This window comes from Variovorax cryoconiti, from assembly GCF_051216395.1.
In the GTDB taxonomy this organism is placed as follows: Bacteria; Pseudomonadota; Gammaproteobacteria; order Burkholderiales; family Burkholderiaceae_C; genus Variovorax.
The window spans coordinates 791,479-812,312 of sequence record NZ_JBPJZI010000001.1 but is presented as its reverse complement, the minus strand read 5'-3'; the positions used below and the strand labels follow the sequence as shown (position 1 = coordinate 812,312).

The window sequence follows — 20,834 nt, the reverse complement described above, 5'->3', positions numbered from 1 at the left end:
CGGCGAGCATAGCGGCTTGCCGCGGTGGGGTCGCCGTCTGGCGCTAGAAGCTTGCGCGGAGGCCGACCTTGAGCGAGCGACCTGGCAGCGGCGCCGCCGGATAGACCGTCGTGGTCAGGATCGACGTGGCGCTGTAAGCCAGCTGGTTGGTGATGTTGTCCAGCCGGGCATACCAGGTCAGCGTCGCGCCGGTCACCTTCATCCGATAGGCCAGCGCCGCGTTCCACAGCGTGTAGCCCGCGGTCTCGCGCGTGCCGTCGGCCGGGACGCGGTGCTGCGCCGAGTAGCGGTCGAAGCCGAAGCGCGCCGTCCATGGGCCGTCGCCGTAGGCCAGCGCGGCGCCGACACGCACCGGCGAGATGCGCGGTAGCGGCTCGCCGGTGTCGGTGTTGGTGGCGCGCACCAGGTCACCGCGCCACTGCAGGTCGAGCGTGCCGCTGCGTTCCATCGCCGCGAAGCCCTCGTTGCCCAGCAGCCGCAGGTTGCCGCTGGCCTCGAGGCCGGTGAAGCGGGCGCGCACGCCGCCGTAGGCGTACTCGGCCAGCGTGTCCTCGGCGGCCGGGTCGGCCACGATCTCGCCTTCGCCATCACGCTGAACACCGGTGGCGTTCAGCCCGATGTAGTTGCGAAAGCGCGTGACGTAGGCGTTGACGCGCGCGTTGTTCGGGCCGTTCTTCCATTGCGCGCCGAGGTCGAAGCCGATCGAGCGCTCCTTCTGGAGCGACGCGTCACCCACCTCCCAGGCCGCGGTCGCGACGTGCGGGCCGTTGGCAAACAGCTCGTAGTCCTTCGGTGCCCGCTCGGTGTAGGCGAGGTTGGACGTCAATTGCCACTGCGGCGTGAGGTTCACCAGCGCACCGAAGGCCGCGCTGTGCGGGTTGAAGCTGCGCTCGCCGGTCGCGAAACGGGTGATCGAGCTGTCCTCGGGGTAGCCGAGCGATTCGACCTTCACCTGCTCGGTGCGTGCACCGAAGCTCAGGCGGCCCCACGAGGTGGCGAGCTCTTCGTGCAGGAAGAGTGCGTTGGCGCGCGTGCGGCTGTTCGGCGCGAAAGCCTCCTCGCCATTGGCCGAGAAGCGGCTGCTCTCGCTGCTGAAGCCGATCATGCCTTCGACGTTGCCGATCTTCTGGTGGCGCGCCTCGATGCGCAGGTCGTTGCTCATGGTGGCGAAGGTGGTGCCGACCTCGCTGCCCTCGAACTCGGTGTGGCGGTAGTCGGTGTGGCCGAACCTGGTGTGGATGCTGGTGAAGAAGCCGCCGGGTCGCCATTCGCCTTCCAGCGCGTAGCGGTCGGACTTCATGTTGATGGTCACCTCGTCCTCGGCGACGGTGCCGTAGTCACTGCGGTACGTGCTGGCCGACGCGCCGATCCAGCCACGGTCGAAGAACAGCGTGCCGCCGACCGCACCGCCGTGCGCGCTGTTCTGCGAATTGCAGATGCGGCGCGCCAGTTCGGGCGAACCGGGCTTGGCGCAGTCGAGATCGATCGGCACGCGCACGTCGTCGGAGCGGCGGTCGAAGGCGTCGACGTGCAGCGCGTAGCGGTCGTTGCCGCCTTCGAGCACCACGCCACCGCTCTTCTCCTGGCTGCCGGTGGCGTAGCCCAGGTCGGCGCGCCCGCCGAAGCCGTTGAGCGGCTCGCTCGGGATGCGGTTGTCGATCACGTTGACCACGCCGCCCACGGCGCTGCCGCCGTACTGCAGCGCCGACGGGCCGCGCAGCACCTCGATGCGGTCGGTCACCAGCGCATCGACCGGCACCGCGTGGTCGTAGCTCAGCGCCGAGGCGTCGGGCGCGCTGCCGCCGTTCTGCAGGATGCGGATGCGGTCGCCGTCCTGGCCGCGGATGATCGGCCGGCTCGCGTTGGGGCCGAAGTAGCTGCTGCTCACGCCCGGCACGCCGTCGAGCGTCTCGCCCAGCGTGGAGCGCGACCGCAGCAGCAGCGTGTCGCCCTGCAGCGTCTCGGTGGGCGCGATCAGCTCGGACGCGCCGAGCGGGTTGCCAGTGACGGTGACCTCCTTGAGGCTAGGGGCCGGCGTGGCGGTGCCGGGGGTCTGCGCATGCGCGCTCAGGGCGAGGAACGAAAGGGCGGCGGCGCCGACGGCATGCCGGCTGAAATTGGAAATCATGGATGCGGGCTCGTTGAAACAATGGAGGGCCGGCCGCAGCCCTTCACAGGGCGCAGCCAGACGAATGACCAAAGGAATTCAGCGAGTCAGCGGAGGCCCGCGCGCATCGAAGAGCGAGACCCAGCGGGCGAGTGCTTCGCCCAGGAAGTAGTGGAAACGCGCCATCGGCAAGGCGATGGGCAGCACCACGAGAGGAACGGACAGCGCCGCAGCGCCACCGGCGAGCTGGTCGTACAGCCGGCAGTCGGCGTCGGCGTGCACACCGAAGAGTGCGAGCAGGCCGCGGTGGTCATGGCCATGCGACGAAGCGGCCGACACCACGGGTGCGGTGTGCTGATACGCCGCGGCCGGCGTGGCCGGCAAGTGCACCACCCGGTGCATCAGCCCGAGCGTGGACGCGAGCCACAGCGCGACCGCCAGGGCGATCAGCAGCGGCGTGCGGTACACAGCGGGGCGGACGAAGTGCATAGGTCCGGCTCAGTCCTTCACGCGCGCGGCGAAGGTCTTCTGGAACTTCTCGACCTTGGGCCCCACCACGAAGGCGCAGTAGCCCTGGTTGGGGTGATTCGTGAAGTAGTCCTGGTGGTAGGCCTCGGCCGTCGAATAGTTCGCGAGCGGCAGCACCTCGGTCACCACCGGCGCGCGGTAGGTACCGCTGTCGGCGATCTCGCGGATCACCTCGTCGGCCACCTGCTTTTGGTCGTCGTTCAGGTAGTAGATGCCGCTGCGGTACTGCGTGCCGACGTCGTTGCCCTGCCGGTTCAGCGTGGTCGGGTCGTGCACGACGAAGAAGATCTCGAGGATCTCGCGCAGCGTGATCTGGGCCGGGTCGAAGGCCAGCTTGACGACTTCGTTGTGCCCGGTGCGGCCGGTGCAGACCTGCTCGTAGCTCGGGTTGATCGTCTCGCCGTTGGAATAGCCGGATTCGACGTCGACGATGCCGCGCACCCGGTCAAACACGGCCTCGGTGCACCAGAAGCAGCCGCCGCCAAGCACGATGGTGTCGGTGGCGGGTGGGGGGCTGAGGGTGGTTGTCATGGTCGGCTCCAAAACGCGAAGCCCGCTATTGTCGCGGCTTGACGCACCGGAGACGGGTCACTACATTACTAACCCGCCAGTCATTAACGCCGATGCCCCGCCTCTTCAACGACAAGCTCTGCCCGGTCCGCGTCAAGCGCGAACGCCGGAAGGAGGCACGCCCCGGCGAACTGATCCAGGCCGCGCTCGAGCTGTTTGTCGAAAAGGGCTTCGCCGCGACGCGCTCCGAGGAGGTGGCTGCCCGGGCCGGCGTGTCCAAGGGCACCCTCTTCCTCTACTTCCAGAGCAAGGAAGACCTGCTGCGGGCCGTGATCACCGAGAACCTGGCCGGCCGCTTCCCCGAATGGAACGAAGAGTTCGAAACCTTCGAGGGCAGTACCGCCGACATGCTGCGCCACTGCACCAAGGTGTGGTGGGAACGCGTCGGCGCAACCCCGGTGTCCGGCCTGACCAAGCTGATGCTCAGCGAAGGCAACAACTTTCCCGAGTTGGCCGCCTTCTACCAGCGCGAAGTAGTGCACCCCGGGCATGCGCTGATGCGGCGCATCCTGCGGCGCGGCATCGACAGCGGCGAGTTCCTGCCGGTGGACGTCGACTACGCCATTCACGCGGTGCTCGCGCCGATGATCTTTCTGTTCCTCGTACGGCACAACGCCAGTTGGGTCGAAGAAGGCCTGGCGCTCGATCCGCTCAAATACATCGCGACGCAGACCGAAATCGTCATCCGCGGCCTGTCCCTCCAACCGCCGGCGTTGCCGCACGCCACCTAAAATCGTGGGTTTGCCCGAGCCCACCAGGAAAAGAGAAATCCCATGAACACCCCCGCTTCGCAGGAGCGCCTGCGCTTCAACATGATCGAGCAGCAGATCCGCCCCTGGGACGTGCACGACCCGCAGGTGCTCGCGTTGCTGGCCGAAATCCGCCGCGAAGACTACGTCCCGGCCGCGCACCGTGCCCTGGCCTTCTTCGACATGGAACTGCCGCTGGCCGACGCCACCGAGCCGGGCCAGACGATGCTGGCGCCGAAGATCGAGGCGCGCATGTTGAACGACCTGCATGTGCAAAAGCACGAGTCGGTGCTGGAGATCGGCACCGGTTCGGGCTTCATGGCCGCCCTGCTCGCCCATCGCGCGGCCAAGGTGCTGACGCTGGAGATCGACGCCACGCTGGCCGCACGCGCCACCGAGACGCTGCGCCGCAACGGCGTGCAGAACGTCGAAGTGCGCCACGCCGACGGCGCCCAGCCGCTGCCGAGCGGCCCGACCTTCGACGTGATCGTGCTCAGCGGCTCGGTGGCCCGCGTGCCGCAAAACCTGATGGGCTCGCTGAACATCGGCGGCCGGCTGGTCGCCATCGTCGGTGGCGAGCCGATGATGCGCGCCCACTTCGTGACCCGCGTGAGCGAAGGCAAGTGGGAGACGACGCAGCCCTGGGACACCATCGCACCGCGCCTCTTGAACTTCCCCGAACCCTCGCCGTTCCGCTTCTGATGGTCGACCAGGTCCGCCCCACCGATCTGGATGCCTGGTTCGCCCAGGACAGCACCGCCACGCCCGTGCTGCTCGACGTGCGCGAGCCCTGGGAGCTGCAGACCGCCAGCGTCGCGCCGCAGGGCTTCACGCTGGTCGCGATCCCGATGAACGAGATTCCGGCCCGCCTGGCCGAGCTCGACCCGGCCGCGCGCGTTGCCTGCCTGTGCCACCACGGCGCGCGCAGCCAGCGCGTGGCGGCCTTCCTGAGCCAGAACGGCTTCGGCGACGTGGCGAACGTGGCCGGCGGCATCGACGCCTGGTCGGCCAGCCGCGACGCCGGCGTGCCGCGCTACTGATCGTTCCCAAGGACCGCATGCGCCTGCCCCGGCTTCTCCCTTTTTCAGCCGCGGTGGCAGCCGCGATGGCCGCAGCGTTCGCCGCTCCCGCCGGTGCCCAGAGCCTGCTCACGCTCTACGAATCGGCACGCGACTACGACGCCACCTACCAGGGCGCGCGCGCGCAGTACGACGCGAGCCTGGCACGGGCGGCGCAGGCCAAGGCGGGCGTCCTGCCGCAGGTGGGGCTGCAGGGGAACGTGTCGCGCACCAACCTCGACATCGATGTGATCTCGGGTGCGCCGCAAGGGTCGGCACCGCGCGACTACACGACGCAGACCGTTGGCGTGAACGCCACGCAGCCGCTGTACCGGCCGGCCGCCTGGGCCGCCTACGAGCAGGGCAAGCGCCAGGCCGAGATCGCCGACACAGTGCTCACCACCGCCGAGCAGGACCTGATCGTGCGCGTGAGCCAGGGCTACTTCGACGTGCTCGCGGCGCAGGACACGCTCCGGCTGGTGCGCGCACAGAAGGCCGCCGTGGACGAACAGCTCGCCTTCGCCAAGCGCAACTTCGAGGTCGGCACCTCGACCATCACCGATTCGCGCGAGGCACAGGCGCGCTACGACCTGGTCGTGGCGCAGGAGATCGCCGCCGAGAACGACCTGCAGGTCAAGCGCCTCGCGCTCGATCAGCTGGTGGGTCGCACCGGCAGCGCGCCGCTGCCGCTGGCCACCGCCGCCACGCTGCCCGCACCGTCGCCGACCGACATGAACGCGTGGGTGGCGCAGGCCGAAGCCGTGCACCCGGCGATCCGCCAGGCTCAACTCGGCCTCGACGTGGCCGGGCTCGAAGTGCAGAAGGCCGAAGCCGGTCACAAGCCGACGATCGATGCGCAGGTGGGCTACAACCTCACGCGCTATCCGCAGGGCAACGCCACGACGACCGTCGGCACCTACGCCCGCGGCCCGAGCATCGGCGTCGTGCTCAACATGCCGCTCTTCGCCGGCTTCGCCACCGAGAACCGCATCCGCGAAACGCTCTCGCTCGAAGAGCAGTCGCGCGCCACGCTCGAATCGACGCGCCGCAGCGTGACCCAGGCCACGCGCGCCGCGTACCTCGGCCTGATCTCCGGTGCGGGCCAGGTGAAGGCGCTGGAAGCCGCCGAGGCGTCGAGCCAGAGCGCGCTCGAGGCCAACCAGCTCGGCTACCAGGTGGGCGTGCGCATCAACATCGACGTGCTCAACGCGCAGAGCCAGCTGTTCCAGACCAAGCGCGACCTGGCGCTGGCGCGCTACAACGTGCTGCTGGGCAACCTGAAGCTGCGCCAGGCCAACGGGACGCTGGTGCCGACCGACCTGCAGCCGGTCAATGCCACGCTGAGCACCACGCCTGCGCCAATGCGCTGATACCAGCTGATCAGTCGAGGGTGGGCTCGGCCCGCTCCTCAGGCGGGACGGCAGGCGATGCCGCTGCACGCACGGGCATCGGCGAAGCCCCTTCCGCGATGGCCAGCACCGCAGCCGCCGTGCGTTCGGCGGCGCCGCGGTTCGACGCCGCGAAGCCGCGCGCCGACTGCACCATCGCCTCGCGCCGTACCGCATCGCCGACCAGCGACAGCGCGGCGCGCACCGCTTGCTCCATGGTCTGCACGCGCAACGCGGCACCGGCCGCGACCGCGAGGTCCGCGGCCTCGGCGAAGTTGAAGGTCGAGGGGCCGAGAACGACGGGGCAACCGCAAGCCGCAGCCTCGATCAGGTTCTGTCCACCCAACGCCTCGAAGCTGCCACCGAGCAAGGCCGCGTCGGCGAGCCCGTAGTACAGCGCCATCTCGCCGAGCGAATCGCCCAGCCAGATCTCGGCCGCGGTCGGCGCGCCGGCGGCACTGCGGCGGGCCACGCCGAAGCCGTTGGATTCGATCAGCGCAGCCACTTCGTCGAAGCGCTGCGGGTGGCGCGGCACGACCATCCACTGCACGGCAGCGACCTGGCGCGCGATCGAGTCGATGCCCGGCTGCTCCGGCGGCAAGGGGCTGGTGGCGCCGAAACGCTTGAGCACGTCGAGCAGCATCTGCTCCTCGCCCTCACGCGAGCTCGCCAGCACGACCAGCGGGCGCGGCAGCTGGCCCTTGAACTTGGCGGCGGCCGAAAGCTGGCGCGCATCGGGCGTCGCGTCGAACTTGAGGTTGCCGTAGACGCCGGCCACCTTGGCACCGAGCGACACCAGCCGGTGCGAATCGGCCTCGGTCTGCGCCCAGACGGCCGTCAGCCCCGAATACGCGGGCCGCGCCAGCCAGCCGAGCCGCTCGGCCGAGGCCAGCGACTTCTCGTTGAGCCGCGCGTTGGCCAGCACCAGCGGGATGCGGCGCTCGCCGCAGGCGGCGACCATCTCGGGCCAGACCTCGGTTTCCATCAGCACGCCGATGCGCGGCGCGAAGCGGTCGAGAAAGCGCGCCACGGCCGACGGCGTGTCCCAGGGCTGCCAGACCTGCAGGTCGCCCGGCTCGAGCAGCTTGGCGCCCTCTTCCCGGCCGGTGGCCGTGCCATGGGTCAGGAGGATGGGAATGCCCGGGTGCTGGCGCCGCAGCTCGGCGATCAGGATGCCGGCCGCGCGCGATTCGCCCAGCGACACGGCGTGCACCCAGCACCAGCCGACACCGACCGCCGCCTCGTCGTAGCGGCCGAAGCGCTCTTCGACGGCAACCGCATAGCCGGGCTCGGCCTCGGCGCGCCGCTTGAGCTTGCGCCGCACCAGCGGCTGGACGAGGGACGTGAATGCGCCGTAGAGGCGCAGCGACAGCGAACGCACGCGTGGCCGGGTCAGTGCGACGCTTCGGCGAGCTGCGCGTCGGGCTTGACGGTCTTGAGCAGGGCCAGCATCGCATCCTGAATGCGATGCAGCGCGGCCTCGGTCTGGCCTTCGAAGCGCATCACGAGCACCGGCGTGGTGTTCGACGCGCGGATCAGGCCAAAGCCGTCGGGCCAGTCGACGCGCACGCCGTCGATGGTGGATATCTGCGCGGGCGCGTCGAACTTCACCGTCTTGATGAGCTGGTCGACCAGCACGTGCGGCTCGCCTTCGGCGCACTTCACGTTGAGCTCGGGGGTCGAGAAGCTGGTGGGCAGGCCGTCGAGCACGGCGCTGGCGTTGGGGCTCTTGCTGAGGATTTCGAGCAGGCGGCAACCGGCATAGGTACCGTCGTCGAAGCCGAACCAGCGTTCCTTGAAGAAGATGTGGCCGCTCATCTCGCCACCCAGCGGCGAGTCGATTTCCTTCATCTTCGCCTTGATGAGCGAATGGCCGGTCTTGTAGATCAGCGGCACGCCGCCGGCGGCTTCGATGGCCGGGCCGAGGCGCTGCGAGCACTTCACGTCGTAGACGATGGTGCCGCCCGGCACGCGCGACAGCACGTCCTGCGCGAACAGCATCATCTGGCGGTCCGGGTAGATGTTGTTGCCTTCCTTGGTCACGATGCCCAGGCGGTCGCCGTCGCCGTCGAAGGCCAGGCCGAGTTCGGCGTCGCCAGCCGCCAGCGCAGCGATCAGGTCCTTGAGGTTCTCGGGCTTGCTCGGGTCGGGATGGTGGTTGGGGAAGTTGCCGTCGACCTCGCTGAAGAGCTCGGTCACCTCGCAGCCGATGGCACGCAGGATGGCCGGGGCGGTGGCGCCGGCGATGCCGTTGCCCGAGTCGACCACGATCTTCATCGGGCGCGCGAGTTGGATGTCGCCGACGATGCGCTGCGTGTAGGCCTCGGTCACGTCGACCTGGCGCACGCTGCCGCCGGGCGCCAGCGCGGCACTGTCGGCTTCCATCACGCGGCGCAGACCCTGGATCTCGTCGCCGTAGATCGCACGGCCGGCCAGCACCATCTTGAAGCCGTTGTAGTCCTTCGGGTTGTGGCTGCCGGTGACCTGGATGCCGCTAGTGGCGAGCGTGTGCGCCGCGAAGTACAGCATCGGCGTGGTGACGGCACCGACATCGATCACCTCCACGCCGGTGGCCACCAGGCCGCGGATCAGCGCCTCGACCAGCGACGGGCCCGACAGGCGTCCGTCGCGGCCCACGGCCACGGACTTTTCGCCGGCAGCGCGCGCCGCGCTGCCGAAGGCCTTGCCGAGCGCTTCGGCCACGGCCGGGTCGAGCGTGCTGGGCACGATGCCCCGGATGTCGTAGGCCTTGAAAATCGATGCGCTGAGTTGCATGGCTGTGCCCTGAAAGTTCTCAAAAACGGTTCTGCATTGTAGGCATGGCCTCCAACGGCCAGATGTCCGGAAATGGCTAATGTCGCGCGGCCCGAAACGTATGATCGATCGCATGACCTCGCCCCCCCTCTCCCTCGACAGCAGCCCCGCGGGCACCGGGCTGGAGAGCGATGCCTGCTACCTCGCGATGAAGACGCACGATGCCCGCTTCGACGGCAGCTTCTTCACCGCCGTGACCTCCACCGGCATCTACTGCCGCCCGGTCTGCCGCGTGAAGCTGCCGCGGCGCGAGAACTGCCGCTTCTTCCGCCATGCCGCGCAAGCCGAGGCAGAAGGCTTTCGGCCCTGCCTGCGCTGCCGGCCCGAGCTGGCACCGCGCGCAGTGAGCTGGTCGACCGAGGACGCGTCGCGCATCCTCGCGTTGCAGGCGGCCCGCCTCATCGACGAGCCCGACGCGTGGAGCGATGAGGGCCCCGGCGCCGCGCAGATCGCCGTGCGCCTGGGCGTGAGCGACCGTCACCTGCGCCGCATCTTCGAGGCCCAGTTCGGCGTCTCGCCGCTGCAGTACCTGCAGACGCGGCGGCTGCTCGCGGCCAAGCAGCTCATCGCCGACACCACGCTGCCGATGGCGCAGGTCGCGCTGGCCAGCGGCTTCGCGAGCGTGCGCCGCTTCAACGCGGCCTTCGTGGCGCACTACGGCCTCAACCCCAGCGCGCTGCGACGCGCGGGCGGTGCGGACGAAGAACGCGGCAAGCGCGCGATCGCGGTGCGGCTGGGCTTCCGGCCGCCCTACGACGTGGACGCGGTACTGGCCTTCTTTTCACGCCGCGCGCTGCAGGGCGTCGAGGTTTTCGATGCCGGCGGGCAGCGCTTCGCCCGCACGCTCCGCGTGCAGCACACGGGCCGCACGCAGGCCGGCTGGCTGCAGATGCAGTTCGACCGGGAACGCGAGCGGCTGCACCTGTCGGTGAGCGATTCGCTCGCACCCGTGCTGCCCGTCGTCATCAGCCGGGTGCGCGCGATGCTCGACCTCGACGCCGAGCCGATGGCGATCAACGCGCTTCTGCACGACACCTTCCCCCACGGCGACGGCCTGCGCGTGCCAGGCACGGTCGACGGCTTCGAGTTGGCGGTGCGCGCGGTGCTGGGGCAGCAGATCACCGTGGCCGCGGCGCGCACCATGGGCACGCGCCTGGTGGCGGCCTTCGGCGAGGCGATCGACACGCCCATCGCGGGCCTCGATCGCCTGTTCCCGACGCCGGCCGCCATCGCCGCAGCGAGCGGCGACGCCCTCGGCCAGCTCGGCATCGTGCGGCAGCGTCAGGCCGCCTTGCAAGCGCTGGCGAACGAGGTCGCGTCGGGCCGGCTCGCACTGCACGCCGGCGCCGACGTGCCGTCGACATTGGCCGCGCTGCAGGCCTTGCCCGGCATCGGCGATTGGACCGCACAGTACATCGCGATGCGCGCCATGCGTTGGCCCGACGCCTTCCCCTCGGGCGACATCGCGCTACAGAAGGCGCTCGGCGTGGGTTCGGCCCGCGCCGCCGCCGAAGCCTCGCAAGCGTGGCGCCCCTGGCGCAGCTATGCCGTGCTGCGGGCGTGGCAGACGCAGTACAAGCCACCCGTGGCAGCACCGACCACAGACACCGAGATTCCGGAGACAAGGAACACCCCATGAAATTCAAGACCTCCGTGCTCCGTACGCTGCACGTCGACAGCCCCCTCGGCGGCGTCACGCTCGCCGCGACCGACGACGGCCTCGCCGGCCTGTGGTTCGACCTGCAACGCCACCTGCCCGACATGCGCGGCTGGGAGGCCGACGACACGCACCCCGTGCTGCTCGCCGCCGCGGCGCAACTGCGCGACTACTTCGCCGGCATGCGCGACCACTTCGAGCTGCCGCTCGACCTGTCGCACGGCACCGCCTTCCAGCAGGCCGTGTGGCAGGCGCTGCTGGCGATTCCCGCCGGCGCGACCACCAGCTACGGCGCGCTGAGCCAGCGCGTGGGCAAGCCCGCGGCGGTGCGCGCCGTGGGCGCCGCGGTCGGGCGCAACCCGATCAGCGTGATCGTGCCCTGCCACCGCGTGCTCGGTGCCGACGGGTCGCTCACTGGCTATGCGGGCGGGCTCGACCGCAAGACCGCGCTGCTCACGCTGGAAGGCGCCTTGTGAGCAGCGTGAACCATCCGCCGGGCGCTGCAAGCGCCGCCGCGGCCCAGCCGAAGCCCTGGCTGCTGGACCTCGTCCTGCTCGGCGCGCTGTGGGGCGCGTCCTTCCTCTTCATGCGGATCGCCGCGCCGGAGTTCGGCGCGCTGCCCGCGGCCGCCCTGCGGGTGGGCATCGCCGCGGTCTTCCTGGTGCCGCTGATGCTGCTGCGCGGGCACGGCGCGGCGCTGGCCCGGCACTGGAAGCCGACGCTGCTCATCGGCGTGCTGAACTCGGGTCTGCCCTTCGCCTTCTTCTGCTTCGCGCTGCTCACCATCAACACCGGGCTGGCGGCGGTGATCAACGCGACCGTGCCGATGTTCGGCGCGCTGATCGCGTGGGCCTGGTTTCGCGAGCGGCCCAGCGGCTCGCGCATGCTGGGCCTGGTGATCGGCTTCGCCGGCGTCGCGATGCTGGCGAGCCGCAGCGCCGGCCTGCACGCCGACGCGCCCGGCGACCACGCGGCCCTGTGGGCGGTGCTGGCCTGTCTGGCGGCGTGCCTGTGCTACGGCGTGTCCGCGAGCGCGACGCGACGCCATCTCGGTGGCGTGCCGCCGCTGGCCACCGCCGCCGGCAGCCAGCTGGGGGCAACGCTGTTCCTCGCGCTGCCCGCGCTGTGGTTCTGGCCGGCGCAGATGCCGAGCCTGCGCGCGTGGCTGGCGCTGCTCGCCCTCGGCGTGGCCTGCACCGGCCTGGCGTACATCCTGTTCTTCCGGCTGATCGAGCGCGCCGGCCCGGCGCGGGCGCTGACCGTGACCTTCCTGGTACCCGTCTTCGCCGTGTTCTACGGTGCCGTGTTCCTCGGCGAACGCGTGACCGGCTGGATGCTGGGCTGCGCGGCCGTCATCGTCTGCGGCGTGGCCCTGTCGACCGGCCTCGTGAAGCTTGGCACGGCCAGCGCGCCCAAGCCCTGAAGCGTCAGATCGCGCCGGCCACCACGTTGATCGACAGCGCGAGCACGAGCATGTTGAAGGCGAAGGCGAGCACGCCGTGCACGAGCGTGATGCGCCGCATGTCACGCGAGGTGACCTGCACGTCGGACACCTGCGAGGTCATGCCGATCACGAAGGAGAAGTAGAGAAAGTCGAAGTAGTCCGGGTCCAGCTCACCGGGGAAGTCGAGGCCCGGCCCGGCCACGGTCTTCTGCATCTCGGTCTGGTAGTAGCGGTGCGCGTAGTGGAAGGCGTAGATGGTGTGGATCAGCAGCCACGAGGTCGCGAGCGCCAGCACCCCGAGCGCGATGTGGCCGGCGCGCTCGGCGCCCGCCAGGTCCTTGACCTGCTGGAGCAGCATCGTGATCGCCGCGACGCAGACGCCGACCGCCGTGAGCATCACGACGAGGATCAGCACGTTCGGCTGGTCGAGCGACTGCGAACGCGCCCGGGTGCGCTGGGCGTCGAAGGCCTGCGCCAACCACCATGCCAGCGCCAGGTACACGGCGGTGCCGAAGCTCCACGCGGCAAGGCCGCGTGCGATGCCGCTCAGCGGCCACGGCACGAGCCAGAAGGCCACGCCGGCGATGGCGCCATAGCCGAGTCGCTGAAGGCCGGCGGCTTCCGTCAGGTATTTGTGCATGGAGTGACTGTAGTGCCGGTGCCTCCGTCCGCGCCGCCGGCCAGGCGTCCGAGCGTGGCGACGGCCGCTTCGGTGCGTGCGTCCCAGGCGTGGCCATAATTCAGGCGCAGGCAATTTGCGAAGGCCTGGTTCGCCGAGAAGATCGGGCCCGGCGCCACGCTGATGCCCTGCGCGAGCGCCGCGCGGTGCAGGGCCAGCGCATCGACGTACTCAGGCAGTTCGACCCAGAGGAAATAACCGCCCACCGGCCGCGTGGCGCGCGTGCCCGCCGGGAAATGCCGCGCCACCGCCTGCACCATCTGCGCCTGCTGGTCCGCCAGCGTGAGCCGCAGCCGGCGCAGGTGCTTGTCGAAGCCGCCCCGCTCAAGGTAGTGCGCCAGGGCCGCCTGCACCGGGGCGGAGGCGCCGAGCGTGCTGGTCAGTTTCGATCGCGCCACGGCCTTGGCATAGCGGCCCGGCACCGCCCAGCCGATGCGGTAGCCCGGCGCCAGGCACTTCGAGAACGACGAACAGTGCATCACGAGCCCCTGCGTGTCGAAGGCCTTGGCCGGCAACGGCCGCTTGTCGCCGAAGTACAGCTCGGCGTAGACGTCGTCTTCGATGAGCGGAATGCCGTGTCGTGCCAGCAGGGCGACCAGCGCCTTCTTCTTCGGTGCCGGCATCAGGCTGCCGAGCGGGTTCTGGAACGTGGTCATGAGCCAGCACGCGGCCGGTGCATGCCGCTCGATCGCATGCGCCAGCGCCGCCAGGTCGACGCCCTCGCGCGGATGCGTGGGCACCTCGATGGCCTGCAGGCCCAGGCGCTCCAGGGCTTGCAGCGCTCCATAGAACGTCGGTGATTCGACGATGACCGAATCGCCCGGCCGCGTCACCGCGCCCAGGCAGAGGTTGAGCGCCTCCAGCGCGCCGTCGGTGATGACGATGTCGTCGGTGTGCACCTGCAGGCCATCGGCCCGATAGCGCTGCGCGATCTGGCGGCGCAGGTCCACATTGCCGGGCGTCAGGTCGGCCACCGTGCTCCAGGGGTCGAGCGATTTCGCGCTCGTCGCCAGCGACTGGCCGAGCCGCGCCAGCGGAAACAGCAACGGGCTGGGAAAGGCTGAGCCGAGCGGCACCACCTCGCGCGTCTTGCTGGCATCGAGGATCTCGAACACACGGTCGCTCACGTCGACGGCGATCGACGCATCGGCGGGCTGCGAACTCAGGTCGGGCTCGGGCGGCAGGCGGGTGGCGTCCTCGCCGAGCCCGGCCACGTAGTAGCCCGATCGCTCGCGTGCACGGATCAGGCCACGGGCTTCGAGCAGGTAGTAAGCCTGGAAGACCGTCGACGCACTGACGCCGCGGCTGGCGCTGGTGTGGCGCACCGACGGCACGCGGTCGCCGGGGCGCAGCACGCCGGTGCGGATGGACTCCTCGACATCGGCCGCCAGGGCCTCGTAGCGCTTCATCGGTTTCGATCTTTCCGCGGGCCCGTGCAGGTCCGCCCGCCGCATTGTCTCCGCGCGACCCAACTGCTCGGGTGGAACGCGGCGCAACTGATGCTGTACCCGGGCGCGCCGCGAAGCGGACAATGGCTTCCCGATCGCCGCACACGAACGGCGGCACATCTCCCCACCGAGCTTGCCCGCCTTGAGCCCTCTGCACTGCCTCCTGCCCCACGTCCTCATTGGCCGCCGCCTGTTGCGCGCGGTGTGGATGCTGGCGTTCTGCGCGCTGTCGTCGCTCGCGGGCGCAGCCGAGCTGGCACCGGCAGAGGCATCGGGCGGCATCGCGCCACGCGTGGCCGCCTGCATCGCCTGCCATGGCCGCGAGGGTGCGAGCGGCAACGCCGCCTTCTTCCCGCGGCTGGCGGGCAAGCCGGCCGGTTACCTCTACAACCAGTTGCTCAGCTTCCGCGACGGCCGGCGCTTCAACGCCGACATGGTCCATCTGGTACAGCATCTGTCGGACGACTACCTGCGCGAGATGGCCATGTACCTCGCGGCGCTCGACCTGCCCTACCCGCCGGTGCCGGCGACCAGCGATGCCTCCGCCGCAATGCTGGCGCGCGGCAAGGCGCTGGCGCTGCAGGGCGACGCCACACGCGGCATCCCGGCCTGCACGCAATGCCACGGCGCGGCGCTCACCGGTGTGCTGCCGGGCATCCCGCCGCTGGTCGGGCTGCCACGCCTGTACCTGTCGTCCCAGCTCGGCGCGTGGCTGACCGACGACCGCCACGCGATGGCGCCCGATTGCATGGCGACCGTGGGCCGCCGGCTGACGACCGACGACGTCAATGCCGTCGCGAGCTGGCTGGCCGTGCAGCCCGTGCCCGATCGCGCCAAGCCCGTCGCCGCGCTGCCCGGCCCGCTGCCGATGCCCTGCAGCGCGATGCCGGCGGCGGCCGCGAAGTGAGCATGCCCATGCTGCGACGCATCGTCTTCGTCCTCGTCGGCCTGCTCGCCGTGCTGCTGATCGGCGCGGCCGCGGTGGTCGCCCTCAACCTGCGCGACGAAGCCCCACTGCCGCCGGATGCGGACGCGCCCTTCACCGCCACGCCGATGCAGATCGAACGCGGCCGCTACCTCGCGCTCGCCGGCAACTGCGCCGGCTGCCACACCGTGCGCGGCGGTGCGCCCTATGCCGGTGGTCTCGGCATCGGCACGCCCTTTGGCACCGTCTACGCGAGCAACCTCACGCCGGATGGCGTGCACGGTATCGGCAGCTGGAGCGCGGCGCACTTCTGGCGTGCGATGCACAACGGGCGTTCGAAGGACGGCCGCCTGCTCTACCCGGCCTTCCCCTACCCGAGCTTCACGCGCATCACGCGCGAGGATTCCGACGCGCTCTACGCCTACCTGCGCAGCGTGCCGGCCTCCGCGACGCCCAATGCACCGCATCGCCTGCGCTTCCCCTACGACACGCAGGCCGCGCTGGCCGTGTGGCGCACCCTCTCGTTCACCCCCGCCACCTTCGTCGCCAACGACGCCCAATCGAGCGAATGGAACCGGGGCGCCTACCTGGTCGACGGACTCGGCCACTGCATCGCCTGCCACGGCGCCCGCAACGTGCTCGGCGCAACGCAGGACAAGCGAGGGCTCTCGGGCGGCCTGATCGCCAGTGAGAACTGGTACGCGCCGTCGCTCACCTCGAAGCGCGAAGCCTCGGTGGCCGACTGGGAAACCCGCCACATCGTGGCACTGCTGAAGAACGGCACGGCACCCGGCGCGTCGGTGTCGGGGCCGATGGCCGACGTGGTGTTCCGCAGTACGCAGCACCTGAGCGACACCGACCTCACGGCGATGGCCGCGTATCTGAAGAAACTGCCCGACGGCACACCGCCCTCGACCGAGACCCCGCCGCAACGCCGCGATGCCGGCACCCTGGAACGCGGTGCCCGCCTCTACGACCAGCGCTGTGCTTACTGCCACGGCGACGCGGGCCAGGGCGTGGCCGGTGCCTACCCACCGCTCGCCGGCAACCGCGCGGTGAACCTGGAGACGCCGGTCAACCTCATCCAGATGGTGCGCCACGGCGGCTTCCTGCCCGCGACCGCCGGCAACCCGCGTCCCTTCGGCATGCCGCCCTTCGGCCATGTGCTCGACGACAACGAGATCGCCGATGTGCTGACCTACGTGCGCAGCGCGTGGGGCAACGATGCGCCCGCGGTGACGGTGCGGGACACGATGCGGCGTTGAGGCGTGCGCGACCGCGTCACCGCGCCAGATTGCGCCGCTCCGTCGGCGTGAGCTGGTCCAGTTGATCCTTGCCCAGTTTCATCTGCCCCAGCACCTGCATCGCGCCTTGAGGGTCATAGGGTTCCGGCGCACTGCTGGCGCCCCGCCCGCTGCGAGCACCGTCGACCGGCACGGTCTCGGTGCCGATGCCGCTGCCGCTCATGTCGGCCTTCTCGCGAACCGTGGTGTGGCCGTCGAGATCGGTGAGCACCTCGGCGGCAGAAGGCACACGCACCGTCTTCGATCCCTTGCCCGCGTCGATGTCACCGTCGCTCGACCAGATGATCTGATCGCTCCCGCGCGCCGAGGCCTCCGGCACGAAAGACAGGATGCGCGAGCGGTTCACGGTCACGTCGTTCTTGGCCGCGACGCCGATGTGGCCAGAAGCCAGCGTCACCAGACCGTAGCCATCGGGCACGGTCGCGCCAAGCGCATCGATCTGCAAACTGCCACCCGGCGTGAACACGCTGATGTCGCCACCGGCCATGGTGCGCAACATCAGCTTGTTGGCCGCCACGTCCCCTTTCCAGGAAGCGCCGGGGAACAGCGTGGAAATGGCTGTGTAGCCGCGATTGAAGCCCGCGTTGCGCGGCAAGCCGCCCACACCCGGCTCGTTCTGATCGCGACCCGCGTCGCGCAGCTCCAGCAAGTAGATCTGGCGCAGGAACTGCTGCTGCGCCAGGGCCGGCAGCGCCTGGAATCTCGCCCAGGCATCCAGCGGAGCCAGCGTCTCGCCGGTCATGTCCTGCATGTACGAACCAGGCCGCGGCGCACCACCTTCTCCTGACCACCGGTTCTCGTTTCGGTCAGATCGGTGAGGTAGACCAGTCCGCTGCCGCGGAGCAGGCGATGCAGCGCATCGATGGGCGCGAACTGCCCCTACACGGCCGAGGCGGAGCGTCCCTCGATCAACGCCGATGGAAAGAAGACCGAGAGATGCGTCTGCGTGTCGTAGAGCGTCAGCGCGGTCTTCAGGGGTTGCCCTGGCAGGTCGAAGGGTTGTACATCTGAGGCACCGCCCGATGGAAGGTCGCCGGCAAGCACCAGCGGCGCGTTCAAGACGATGCACCCCATCAACACACAACGTCGAGCAAGGAGCGCCATGCTTGCCATTCGCGGTCCGGCTTCCTGTCCAGTGCGTGAAGTTGATGTTCGGCACGGAACGACGGCCCATGGCGCCTTGGGGTCGGAGCGTAGGCAGACTGCATGACCTTGCAGTGACAACGGTGCCCTCCGCGCGTGCAGCACCGACCAGGCGATATCGACGACCGGCCGTCAGCAACGCGTCACGCCCGCCCGCGTACACATCGGAACGAAGAGCCGCGTGCGGCCCCGCTGCAGCAACAGGGCCGCCGTGCCGTCCGCCGTGTCGAAGGCCTGCGCCAGCCCTTCGGCCGTGTCGACCCCCTGCCCGTTGATGGCCAGAATGAGGTCGCCCGGCTGCACGCCGGCACGCGCCGCCGCGGCGTTCACGCGCTGCACCAACAGCCCGCCCTCGACGCGCAGCATCTGCTGCTCGCGCCGAGCCAGCGGGCGAACGACAAAGCCCATTCGCGCGGGCAACGCCACGGGCGGCGCCAGCAGCGGCGTGTCGAATCCTCCCACCTGCACCTCGATGACCTGCTCGGCGCGATCGCGCCACACCACCAGCCGGAGAAGCACGCCCGGCACTTGCTCGGCGATCAGGCCCAGCGCATCGGCCGCCTGGATCACGTCTCTCCCCTGCACCTGCAGGATCACGTCGCCCGACCTCAATCCACCGCGATCCGCGGCACCGCGCGGTTCGACCGAACTCACCAGCGCGCCCGCGGGTCGCGATAGACCGAAGCTGTCGGCCAGCGCCTGCTCGACCTCCTGCACAGAGACGCCGATGCGGCCCCGGGTGACCGTGCCCGTCGCAAGCAGTTGGTCTGTGATGCGCATGGCCACGTCGATGGGGATCGCGAAGGACAGTCCCTGGTAGCCGCCGCTGCGGCTGTAGATGCGCGAATTGATGCCGATCACCTCGCCGTCCATGTTGAACAGCGGGCCGCCCGAATTGCCAGGGTTGATGGGCACGTCGGTCTGCAGAAACTGCATGTACTCGGCACCGGGCAGCAGGCGCCCCTTGGCACTGACGATGCCGGCTGTCACCGAATTGCCGAAGCCATAGGGCGACCCGATCGCCACCACGCTCTCGCCGACGTCCGTACGAGCCGGGTCGCCGATGCGCACCGTCGGCAAGCCGGCCGCATCGATCTTCAACAGCGCGATGTCTGCAACGGTGTCCAGTCCGATCAGCCGGGCTTCATAGCCGCGGCGGTCGGGCATCGTCACCCTGATCTGCGAACCGCGCGCTACGACGTGCGCGTTGGTCATGATCAGGCCATCGGCGCCAAGAACGAAACCGGTACCCACGCTGGGCGCGTCTTCATCCTCGGGCGGCACCAAGCCCTGCGCCTGCTCGCGCCAGCGGTCGCTGTAATGACGCAGTGGCATGGCAGCGCGCTCCACGGCGATGCGAACCACCGCCGGACCGTATTGCCTGACCAGCGCGGCCACGCGCGCGTCCGGCCAGGTTGCGGCCGCCTGCGCGGGTCCGACAGCCATCAGGGCGGATGCAAGGAACACGGCGATGCCGCCGAGCAACTGCGCGACCGAAGGCTTCGGCGACGTTGCGATGCTCCCTCGTCGGGGCGCTGCGCGCATGCCGGTCAGATCCCCGTCGCGAAGCTGAGCGTGAGCTGCAGCACCATCGGCTGAAGCATGTCGCGCGGCGGAGCCTCGGCCAAGGACTGCGCAGTCAGCAGTGCTCGCAGGTCGGCGTCGGCCTGCACGTCGCCGAGCGGATCGAAGACGACACCTCGCACCCGCCCGTCGGCCGCGACCCAGAGCCGCACCACCAGTGGCGCAGGTGGCGCAACCTGGCCCTCTCGCAGCATGCGGGCCTGCATCCAGGCGTGCAGCCGAACGACGGCTTCATTGGCCGGATCGCTGAGCGCGGCCTGCAACTGGTTGCCCGCGAGGTTGGCGTAGCTGATCCAGTGCTGCGGCACGGGTTGCGGGACCTGGGCCTGCGGCGCCGCCGGTGCGGTGGCGGCCGTCAGCCCGAGGCCCACCAATCCGCAGGCCCGGAGCAGACGGCCCCAACCTCGCCGCAAGGTGGAGGCATGGGGGGTGGCGGGAGCGTTCGATGTCATGTCGGAGTTCCTGGAATCGATTCGACGAAGTCAGCCGCACAGCACGCCCACCGACAAGGTCGATGCGCGTGCCGCCGGCGATTGAAACGGGCTCAACTGCGGACTGACGCTCTGTACGAAGCGCACGTCATGCGCGATGAGGAAGCGTCTGATGGATGCGGCAGGCACGGCACGCACCTGTGTCGCGCCGAATTTCACGCCGCTGGAGGCCGCGCGGCTGAGCATGGTCCCCAACGCGTGCGGTGCTACGGCGACACGCTCCACGACCATGCCCAGGAGCAGACCGTCCGGCCCGAGAACCGGTGCGCCGCTGGCGCCCGGCTTCGCATCGGAGATCAGTTGGAGACCCGCGTCTCCATGCACCGTGATCGCATTGCTGAGCAATCGGATGCGGTCTGGGCGCTGCTGCAAGGTCTCGTAGCTCTCGGCGAACACACCGACGCTGACGGTGGGGATCTCGTCGGTCAGCACGAGTGTGGCACTGAGATAGGGCTTGATCGTGCTGTGCAGCACGGCCAGATCCAGTTCCGGGCTGACGGCCCGCACGGTTGCCGCGGCCACCTGCGCGCCTTTGATGAGGTAGAGGGATTTGCAGGAACTGACTGCATGCGCGGCGGTCAAGACATCGCCGTCCTCGTTGAGGAAAACGCCGCTCGCGTTGGCCTGCGGTGTGTCGGATGCCCATGCGTTCGCGACGAGGAAGGCCGTCAGACCGATGGCCAGACGGGCCGCCAGGACGCGCCGGCGGGCAGCGCTTGAAGGTGCGAGTCGCATGACAGAGAAGTTCGGTGGGGCCCGGTTGGATGATTCATCGGCGCACACCCCGTCCGCGCGGGAATGGCTGCCATGAACTCAAGACGGAGCAGACCGCGCCGCACTGTCGTTTGTCACAAAAATTTCATGAAGCGCCGAAGCCTCAAGCCCCGGAGTGCTGGGTGGCGCTTCCGCCGTCCATCTGACGTCACTCCGGAATCACGGACGTTT

General features: G+C 69.7%; 21 protein-coding genes. 9 read left to right on the top strand and 12 right to left on the bottom strand.

The window, feature by feature from the left end:
* Positions 1-43: 43 nt before the first annotated feature.
* The 3 genes from ACSFA2_RS04015 to msrA all read right to left on the bottom strand — a co-directional run bounded on the left by ACSFA2_RS04015 (position 44) and on the right by msrA (position 3,166).
* Positions 44-2,128: a TonB-dependent receptor gene (locus tag ACSFA2_RS04015; protein WP_435454002.1), complete on the bottom strand. Its 2,085-nt coding sequence runs from the start codon at positions 2,126-2,128 to the stop codon at positions 44-46.
* 78 nt (positions 2,129-2,206) lie between these two features.
* On the bottom strand, positions 2,207-2,596 hold the full coding sequence (locus tag ACSFA2_RS04010) for a hypothetical protein (RefSeq protein WP_435454001.1): 390 nt from the start codon (positions 2,594-2,596) through the stop codon (positions 2,207-2,209).
* 9 nt (positions 2,597-2,605) lie between these two features.
* The gene (gene msrA / locus ACSFA2_RS04005; RefSeq protein ID WP_435454000.1) at positions 2,606-3,166 is read right to left on the bottom strand and encodes a peptide-methionine (S)-S-oxide reductase MsrA; all 561 of its coding nucleotides are present in this window, start codon (positions 3,164-3,166) and stop codon (positions 2,606-2,608) included.
* Positions 3,167-3,258: 92 nt separating this feature from the next.
* Between msrA and ACSFA2_RS04000 the strand changes: the two genes are divergently transcribed.
* From ACSFA2_RS04000 to ACSFA2_RS03985, 4 genes are all read left to right on the top strand, one after another.
* Positions 3,259-3,936 (top strand): TetR/AcrR family transcriptional regulator, encoded by a 678-nt coding sequence (locus ACSFA2_RS04000; protein ID WP_435453999.1) that lies wholly within the window; start codon positions 3,259-3,261, stop codon positions 3,934-3,936.
* Between the two features lie 42 nt (positions 3,937-3,978).
* Positions 3,979-4,656: a protein-L-isoaspartate O-methyltransferase family protein gene (locus ACSFA2_RS03995; protein ID WP_435453998.1), complete on the top strand. Its 678-nt coding sequence runs from the start codon at positions 3,979-3,981 to the stop codon at positions 4,654-4,656.
* Complete coding sequence (locus ACSFA2_RS03990; RefSeq protein WP_435453997.1) at positions 4,656-4,994, top strand: rhodanese-like domain-containing protein; 339 nt, start codon at positions 4,656-4,658, stop codon at positions 4,992-4,994. Before ACSFA2_RS03995 ends, ACSFA2_RS03990 begins: the two co-directional genes overlap by 1 nt.
* A gap of 65 nt (positions 4,995-5,059) precedes the next feature.
* Positions 5,060-6,382, top strand: a complete 1,323-nt coding sequence (locus tag ACSFA2_RS03985) for a TolC family outer membrane protein (protein ID WP_435453996.1) — start codon at positions 5,060-5,062, stop codon at positions 6,380-6,382.
* A gap of 10 nt (positions 6,383-6,392) precedes the next feature.
* Here the strand turns inward: ACSFA2_RS03985 and ACSFA2_RS03980 are convergent, their stop codons facing one another.
* Together ACSFA2_RS03980 and ACSFA2_RS03975 are read right to left on the bottom strand one after the other, a co-directional pair.
* Positions 6,393-7,781: a 3-deoxy-D-manno-octulosonic acid transferase gene (locus tag ACSFA2_RS03980; RefSeq protein ID WP_435453995.1), complete on the bottom strand. Its 1,389-nt coding sequence runs from the start codon at positions 7,779-7,781 to the stop codon at positions 6,393-6,395.
* Positions 7,782-7,792: 11 nt separating this feature from the next.
* Positions 7,793-9,175 (bottom strand): phosphomannomutase/phosphoglucomutase, encoded by a 1,383-nt coding sequence (locus ACSFA2_RS03975; protein WP_435453994.1) that lies wholly within the window; start codon positions 9,173-9,175, stop codon positions 7,793-7,795.
* A 112-nt stretch (positions 9,176-9,287) separates the two neighbouring features.
* Between ACSFA2_RS03975 and ACSFA2_RS03970 the strand changes: the two genes are divergently transcribed.
* From ACSFA2_RS03970 to ACSFA2_RS03960, 3 genes are read left to right on the top strand one after another with little or no spacing between them, the layout of a single operon-like run.
* A complete protein-coding gene (locus ACSFA2_RS03970; RefSeq protein WP_435453993.1) occupies positions 9,288-10,853 on the top strand; it encodes an AlkA N-terminal domain-containing protein in 1,566 nt (521 codons plus the stop codon).
* Positions 10,850-11,347 carry a methylated-DNA--[protein]-cysteine S-methyltransferase gene (locus tag ACSFA2_RS03965; RefSeq protein ID WP_435453992.1) on the top strand — a complete coding sequence of 166 codons (498 nt, stop codon included), beginning with the start codon at positions 10,850-10,852 and terminating at the stop codon, positions 11,345-11,347. Before ACSFA2_RS03970 ends, ACSFA2_RS03965 begins: the two co-directional genes overlap by 4 nt.
* A 5-nt stretch (positions 11,348-11,352) precedes the next feature.
* A complete protein-coding gene (locus tag ACSFA2_RS03960) occupies positions 11,353-12,294 on the top strand; it encodes a DMT family transporter (protein WP_435454172.1) in 942 nt (313 codons plus the stop codon).
* A gap of 4 nt (positions 12,295-12,298) precedes the next feature.
* On the opposite strand, the gene ACSFA2_RS03955 is transcribed toward ACSFA2_RS03960, so the two are convergent.
* Together ACSFA2_RS03955 and ACSFA2_RS03950 are read right to left on the bottom strand one after the other, a co-directional pair.
* Positions 12,299-12,955 carry a DUF1345 domain-containing protein gene (locus tag ACSFA2_RS03955; RefSeq protein WP_435453991.1) on the bottom strand — a complete coding sequence of 219 codons (657 nt, stop codon included), beginning with the start codon at positions 12,953-12,955 and terminating at the stop codon, positions 12,299-12,301.
* Positions 12,940-14,403 (bottom strand): aminotransferase-like domain-containing protein, encoded by a 1,464-nt coding sequence (locus ACSFA2_RS03950; protein WP_435453990.1) that lies wholly within the window; start codon positions 14,401-14,403, stop codon positions 12,940-12,942. Before ACSFA2_RS03950 ends, ACSFA2_RS03955 begins: the two co-directional genes overlap by 16 nt.
* 247 nt (positions 14,404-14,650) lie before the next feature.
* Here ACSFA2_RS03950 and ACSFA2_RS03945 point away from each other — a divergent pair, with 247 nt between their 5' ends.
* Both ACSFA2_RS03945 and ACSFA2_RS03940 read left to right on the top strand, forming a co-directional pair.
* Complete coding sequence (locus tag ACSFA2_RS03945; RefSeq protein WP_435454171.1) at positions 14,651-15,349, top strand: c-type cytochrome; 699 nt, start codon at positions 14,651-14,653, stop codon at positions 15,347-15,349.
* Positions 15,350-15,357: 8 nt separating this feature from the next.
* A complete protein-coding gene (locus ACSFA2_RS03940; RefSeq protein ID WP_435454170.1) occupies positions 15,358-16,632 on the top strand; it encodes a c-type cytochrome in 1,275 nt (424 codons plus the stop codon).
* A 16-nt stretch (positions 16,633-16,648) separates the two neighbouring features.
* Here the strand turns inward: ACSFA2_RS03940 and ACSFA2_RS03935 are convergent, their stop codons facing one another.
* From ACSFA2_RS03935 to ACSFA2_RS03915, 5 genes are all read right to left on the bottom strand, one after another.
* Positions 16,649-17,422 carry a filamentous haemagglutinin family protein gene (locus tag ACSFA2_RS03935; RefSeq protein WP_435453989.1) on the bottom strand — a complete coding sequence of 258 codons (774 nt, stop codon included), beginning with the start codon at positions 17,420-17,422 and terminating at the stop codon, positions 16,649-16,651.
* Positions 17,423-17,550: 128 nt separating this feature from the next.
* Positions 17,551-17,775: a hypothetical protein gene (locus ACSFA2_RS03930; protein WP_435453988.1), complete on the bottom strand. Its 225-nt coding sequence runs from the start codon at positions 17,773-17,775 to the stop codon at positions 17,551-17,553.
* 171 nt (positions 17,776-17,946) lie between these two features.
* The gene (locus ACSFA2_RS03925) at positions 17,947-19,359 is read right to left on the bottom strand and encodes a trypsin-like peptidase domain-containing protein (RefSeq protein ID WP_435453987.1); all 1,413 of its coding nucleotides are present in this window, start codon (positions 19,357-19,359) and stop codon (positions 17,947-17,949) included.
* Positions 19,360-19,364: 5 nt separating this feature from the next.
* A complete protein-coding gene (locus ACSFA2_RS03920; RefSeq protein ID WP_435453986.1) occupies positions 19,365-19,850 on the bottom strand; it encodes a YbaB/EbfC family DNA-binding protein in 486 nt (161 codons plus the stop codon).
* Positions 19,851-19,880: 30 nt separating this feature from the next.
* Entirely contained in the window at positions 19,881-20,624 is a 744-nt protein-coding gene (locus ACSFA2_RS03915; protein ID WP_435453985.1) for a S1 family peptidase, read from the bottom strand.
* Positions 20,625-20,834 lie beyond the last annotated feature (210 nt).

What these genes read in the sequence shown, in the direction of transcription:
- ACSFA2_RS04015 (WP_435454002.1), bottom strand. Translation starts at nt 2,128, where the DNA reads ATGATTTCCAATTTCAGCCGGCATGCCGTCGGCGCCGCCGCCCTTTCG.
- ACSFA2_RS04010 (WP_435454001.1), bottom strand. Translation starts at nt 2,596, where the DNA reads ATGCACTTCGTCCGCCCCGCTGTGTACCGCACGCCGCTGCTGATCGCC.
- msrA (WP_435454000.1), bottom strand. Translation starts at nt 3,166, where the DNA reads ATGACAACCACCCTCAGCCCCCCACCCGCCACCGACACCATCGTGCTT.
- ACSFA2_RS04000 (WP_435453999.1), top strand. Translation starts at nt 3,259, where the DNA reads ATGCCCCGCCTCTTCAACGACAAGCTCTGCCCGGTCCGCGTCAAGCGC.
- ACSFA2_RS03995 (WP_435453998.1), top strand. Translation starts at nt 3,979, where the DNA reads ATGAACACCCCCGCTTCGCAGGAGCGCCTGCGCTTCAACATGATCGAG.
- ACSFA2_RS03990 (WP_435453997.1), top strand. Translation starts at nt 4,656, where the DNA reads ATGGTCGACCAGGTCCGCCCCACCGATCTGGATGCCTGGTTCGCCCAG.
- ACSFA2_RS03985 (WP_435453996.1), top strand. Translation starts at nt 5,060, where the DNA reads ATGGCCGCAGCGTTCGCCGCTCCCGCCGGTGCCCAGAGCCTGCTCACG.
- ACSFA2_RS03975 (WP_435453994.1), bottom strand. Translation starts at nt 9,175, where the DNA reads ATGCAACTCAGCGCATCGATTTTCAAGGCCTACGACATCCGGGGCATC.
- ACSFA2_RS03970 (WP_435453993.1), top strand. Translation starts at nt 9,288, where the DNA reads ATGACCTCGCCCCCCCTCTCCCTCGACAGCAGCCCCGCGGGCACCGGG.
- ACSFA2_RS03965 (WP_435453992.1), top strand. Translation starts at nt 10,850, where the DNA reads ATGAAATTCAAGACCTCCGTGCTCCGTACGCTGCACGTCGACAGCCCC.
- ACSFA2_RS03955 (WP_435453991.1), bottom strand. Translation starts at nt 12,955, where the DNA reads ATGCACAAATACCTGACGGAAGCCGCCGGCCTTCAGCGACTCGGCTAT.
- ACSFA2_RS03950 (WP_435453990.1), bottom strand. Translation starts at nt 14,403, where the DNA reads ATGAAGCGCTACGAGGCCCTGGCGGCCGATGTCGAGGAGTCCATCCGC.
- ACSFA2_RS03945 (WP_435454171.1), top strand. Translation starts at nt 14,651, where the DNA reads ATGCTGGCGTTCTGCGCGCTGTCGTCGCTCGCGGGCGCAGCCGAGCTG.
- ACSFA2_RS03940 (WP_435454170.1), top strand. Translation starts at nt 15,358, where the DNA reads ATGCTGCGACGCATCGTCTTCGTCCTCGTCGGCCTGCTCGCCGTGCTG.
- ACSFA2_RS03935 (WP_435453989.1), bottom strand. Translation starts at nt 17,422, where the DNA reads ATGCAGGACATGACCGGCGAGACGCTGGCTCCGCTGGATGCCTGGGCG.
- ACSFA2_RS03930 (WP_435453988.1), bottom strand. Translation starts at nt 17,775, where the DNA reads ATGGCGCTCCTTGCTCGACGTTGTGTGTTGATGGGGTGCATCGTCTTG.
- ACSFA2_RS03925 (WP_435453987.1), bottom strand. Translation starts at nt 19,359, where the DNA reads ATGCGCGCAGCGCCCCGACGAGGGAGCATCGCAACGTCGCCGAAGCCT.
- ACSFA2_RS03920 (WP_435453986.1), bottom strand. Translation starts at nt 19,850, where the DNA reads ATGACATCGAACGCTCCCGCCACCCCCCATGCCTCCACCTTGCGGCGA.
- ACSFA2_RS03915 (WP_435453985.1), bottom strand. Translation starts at nt 20,624, where the DNA reads ATGCGACTCGCACCTTCAAGCGCTGCCCGCCGGCGCGTCCTGGCGGCC.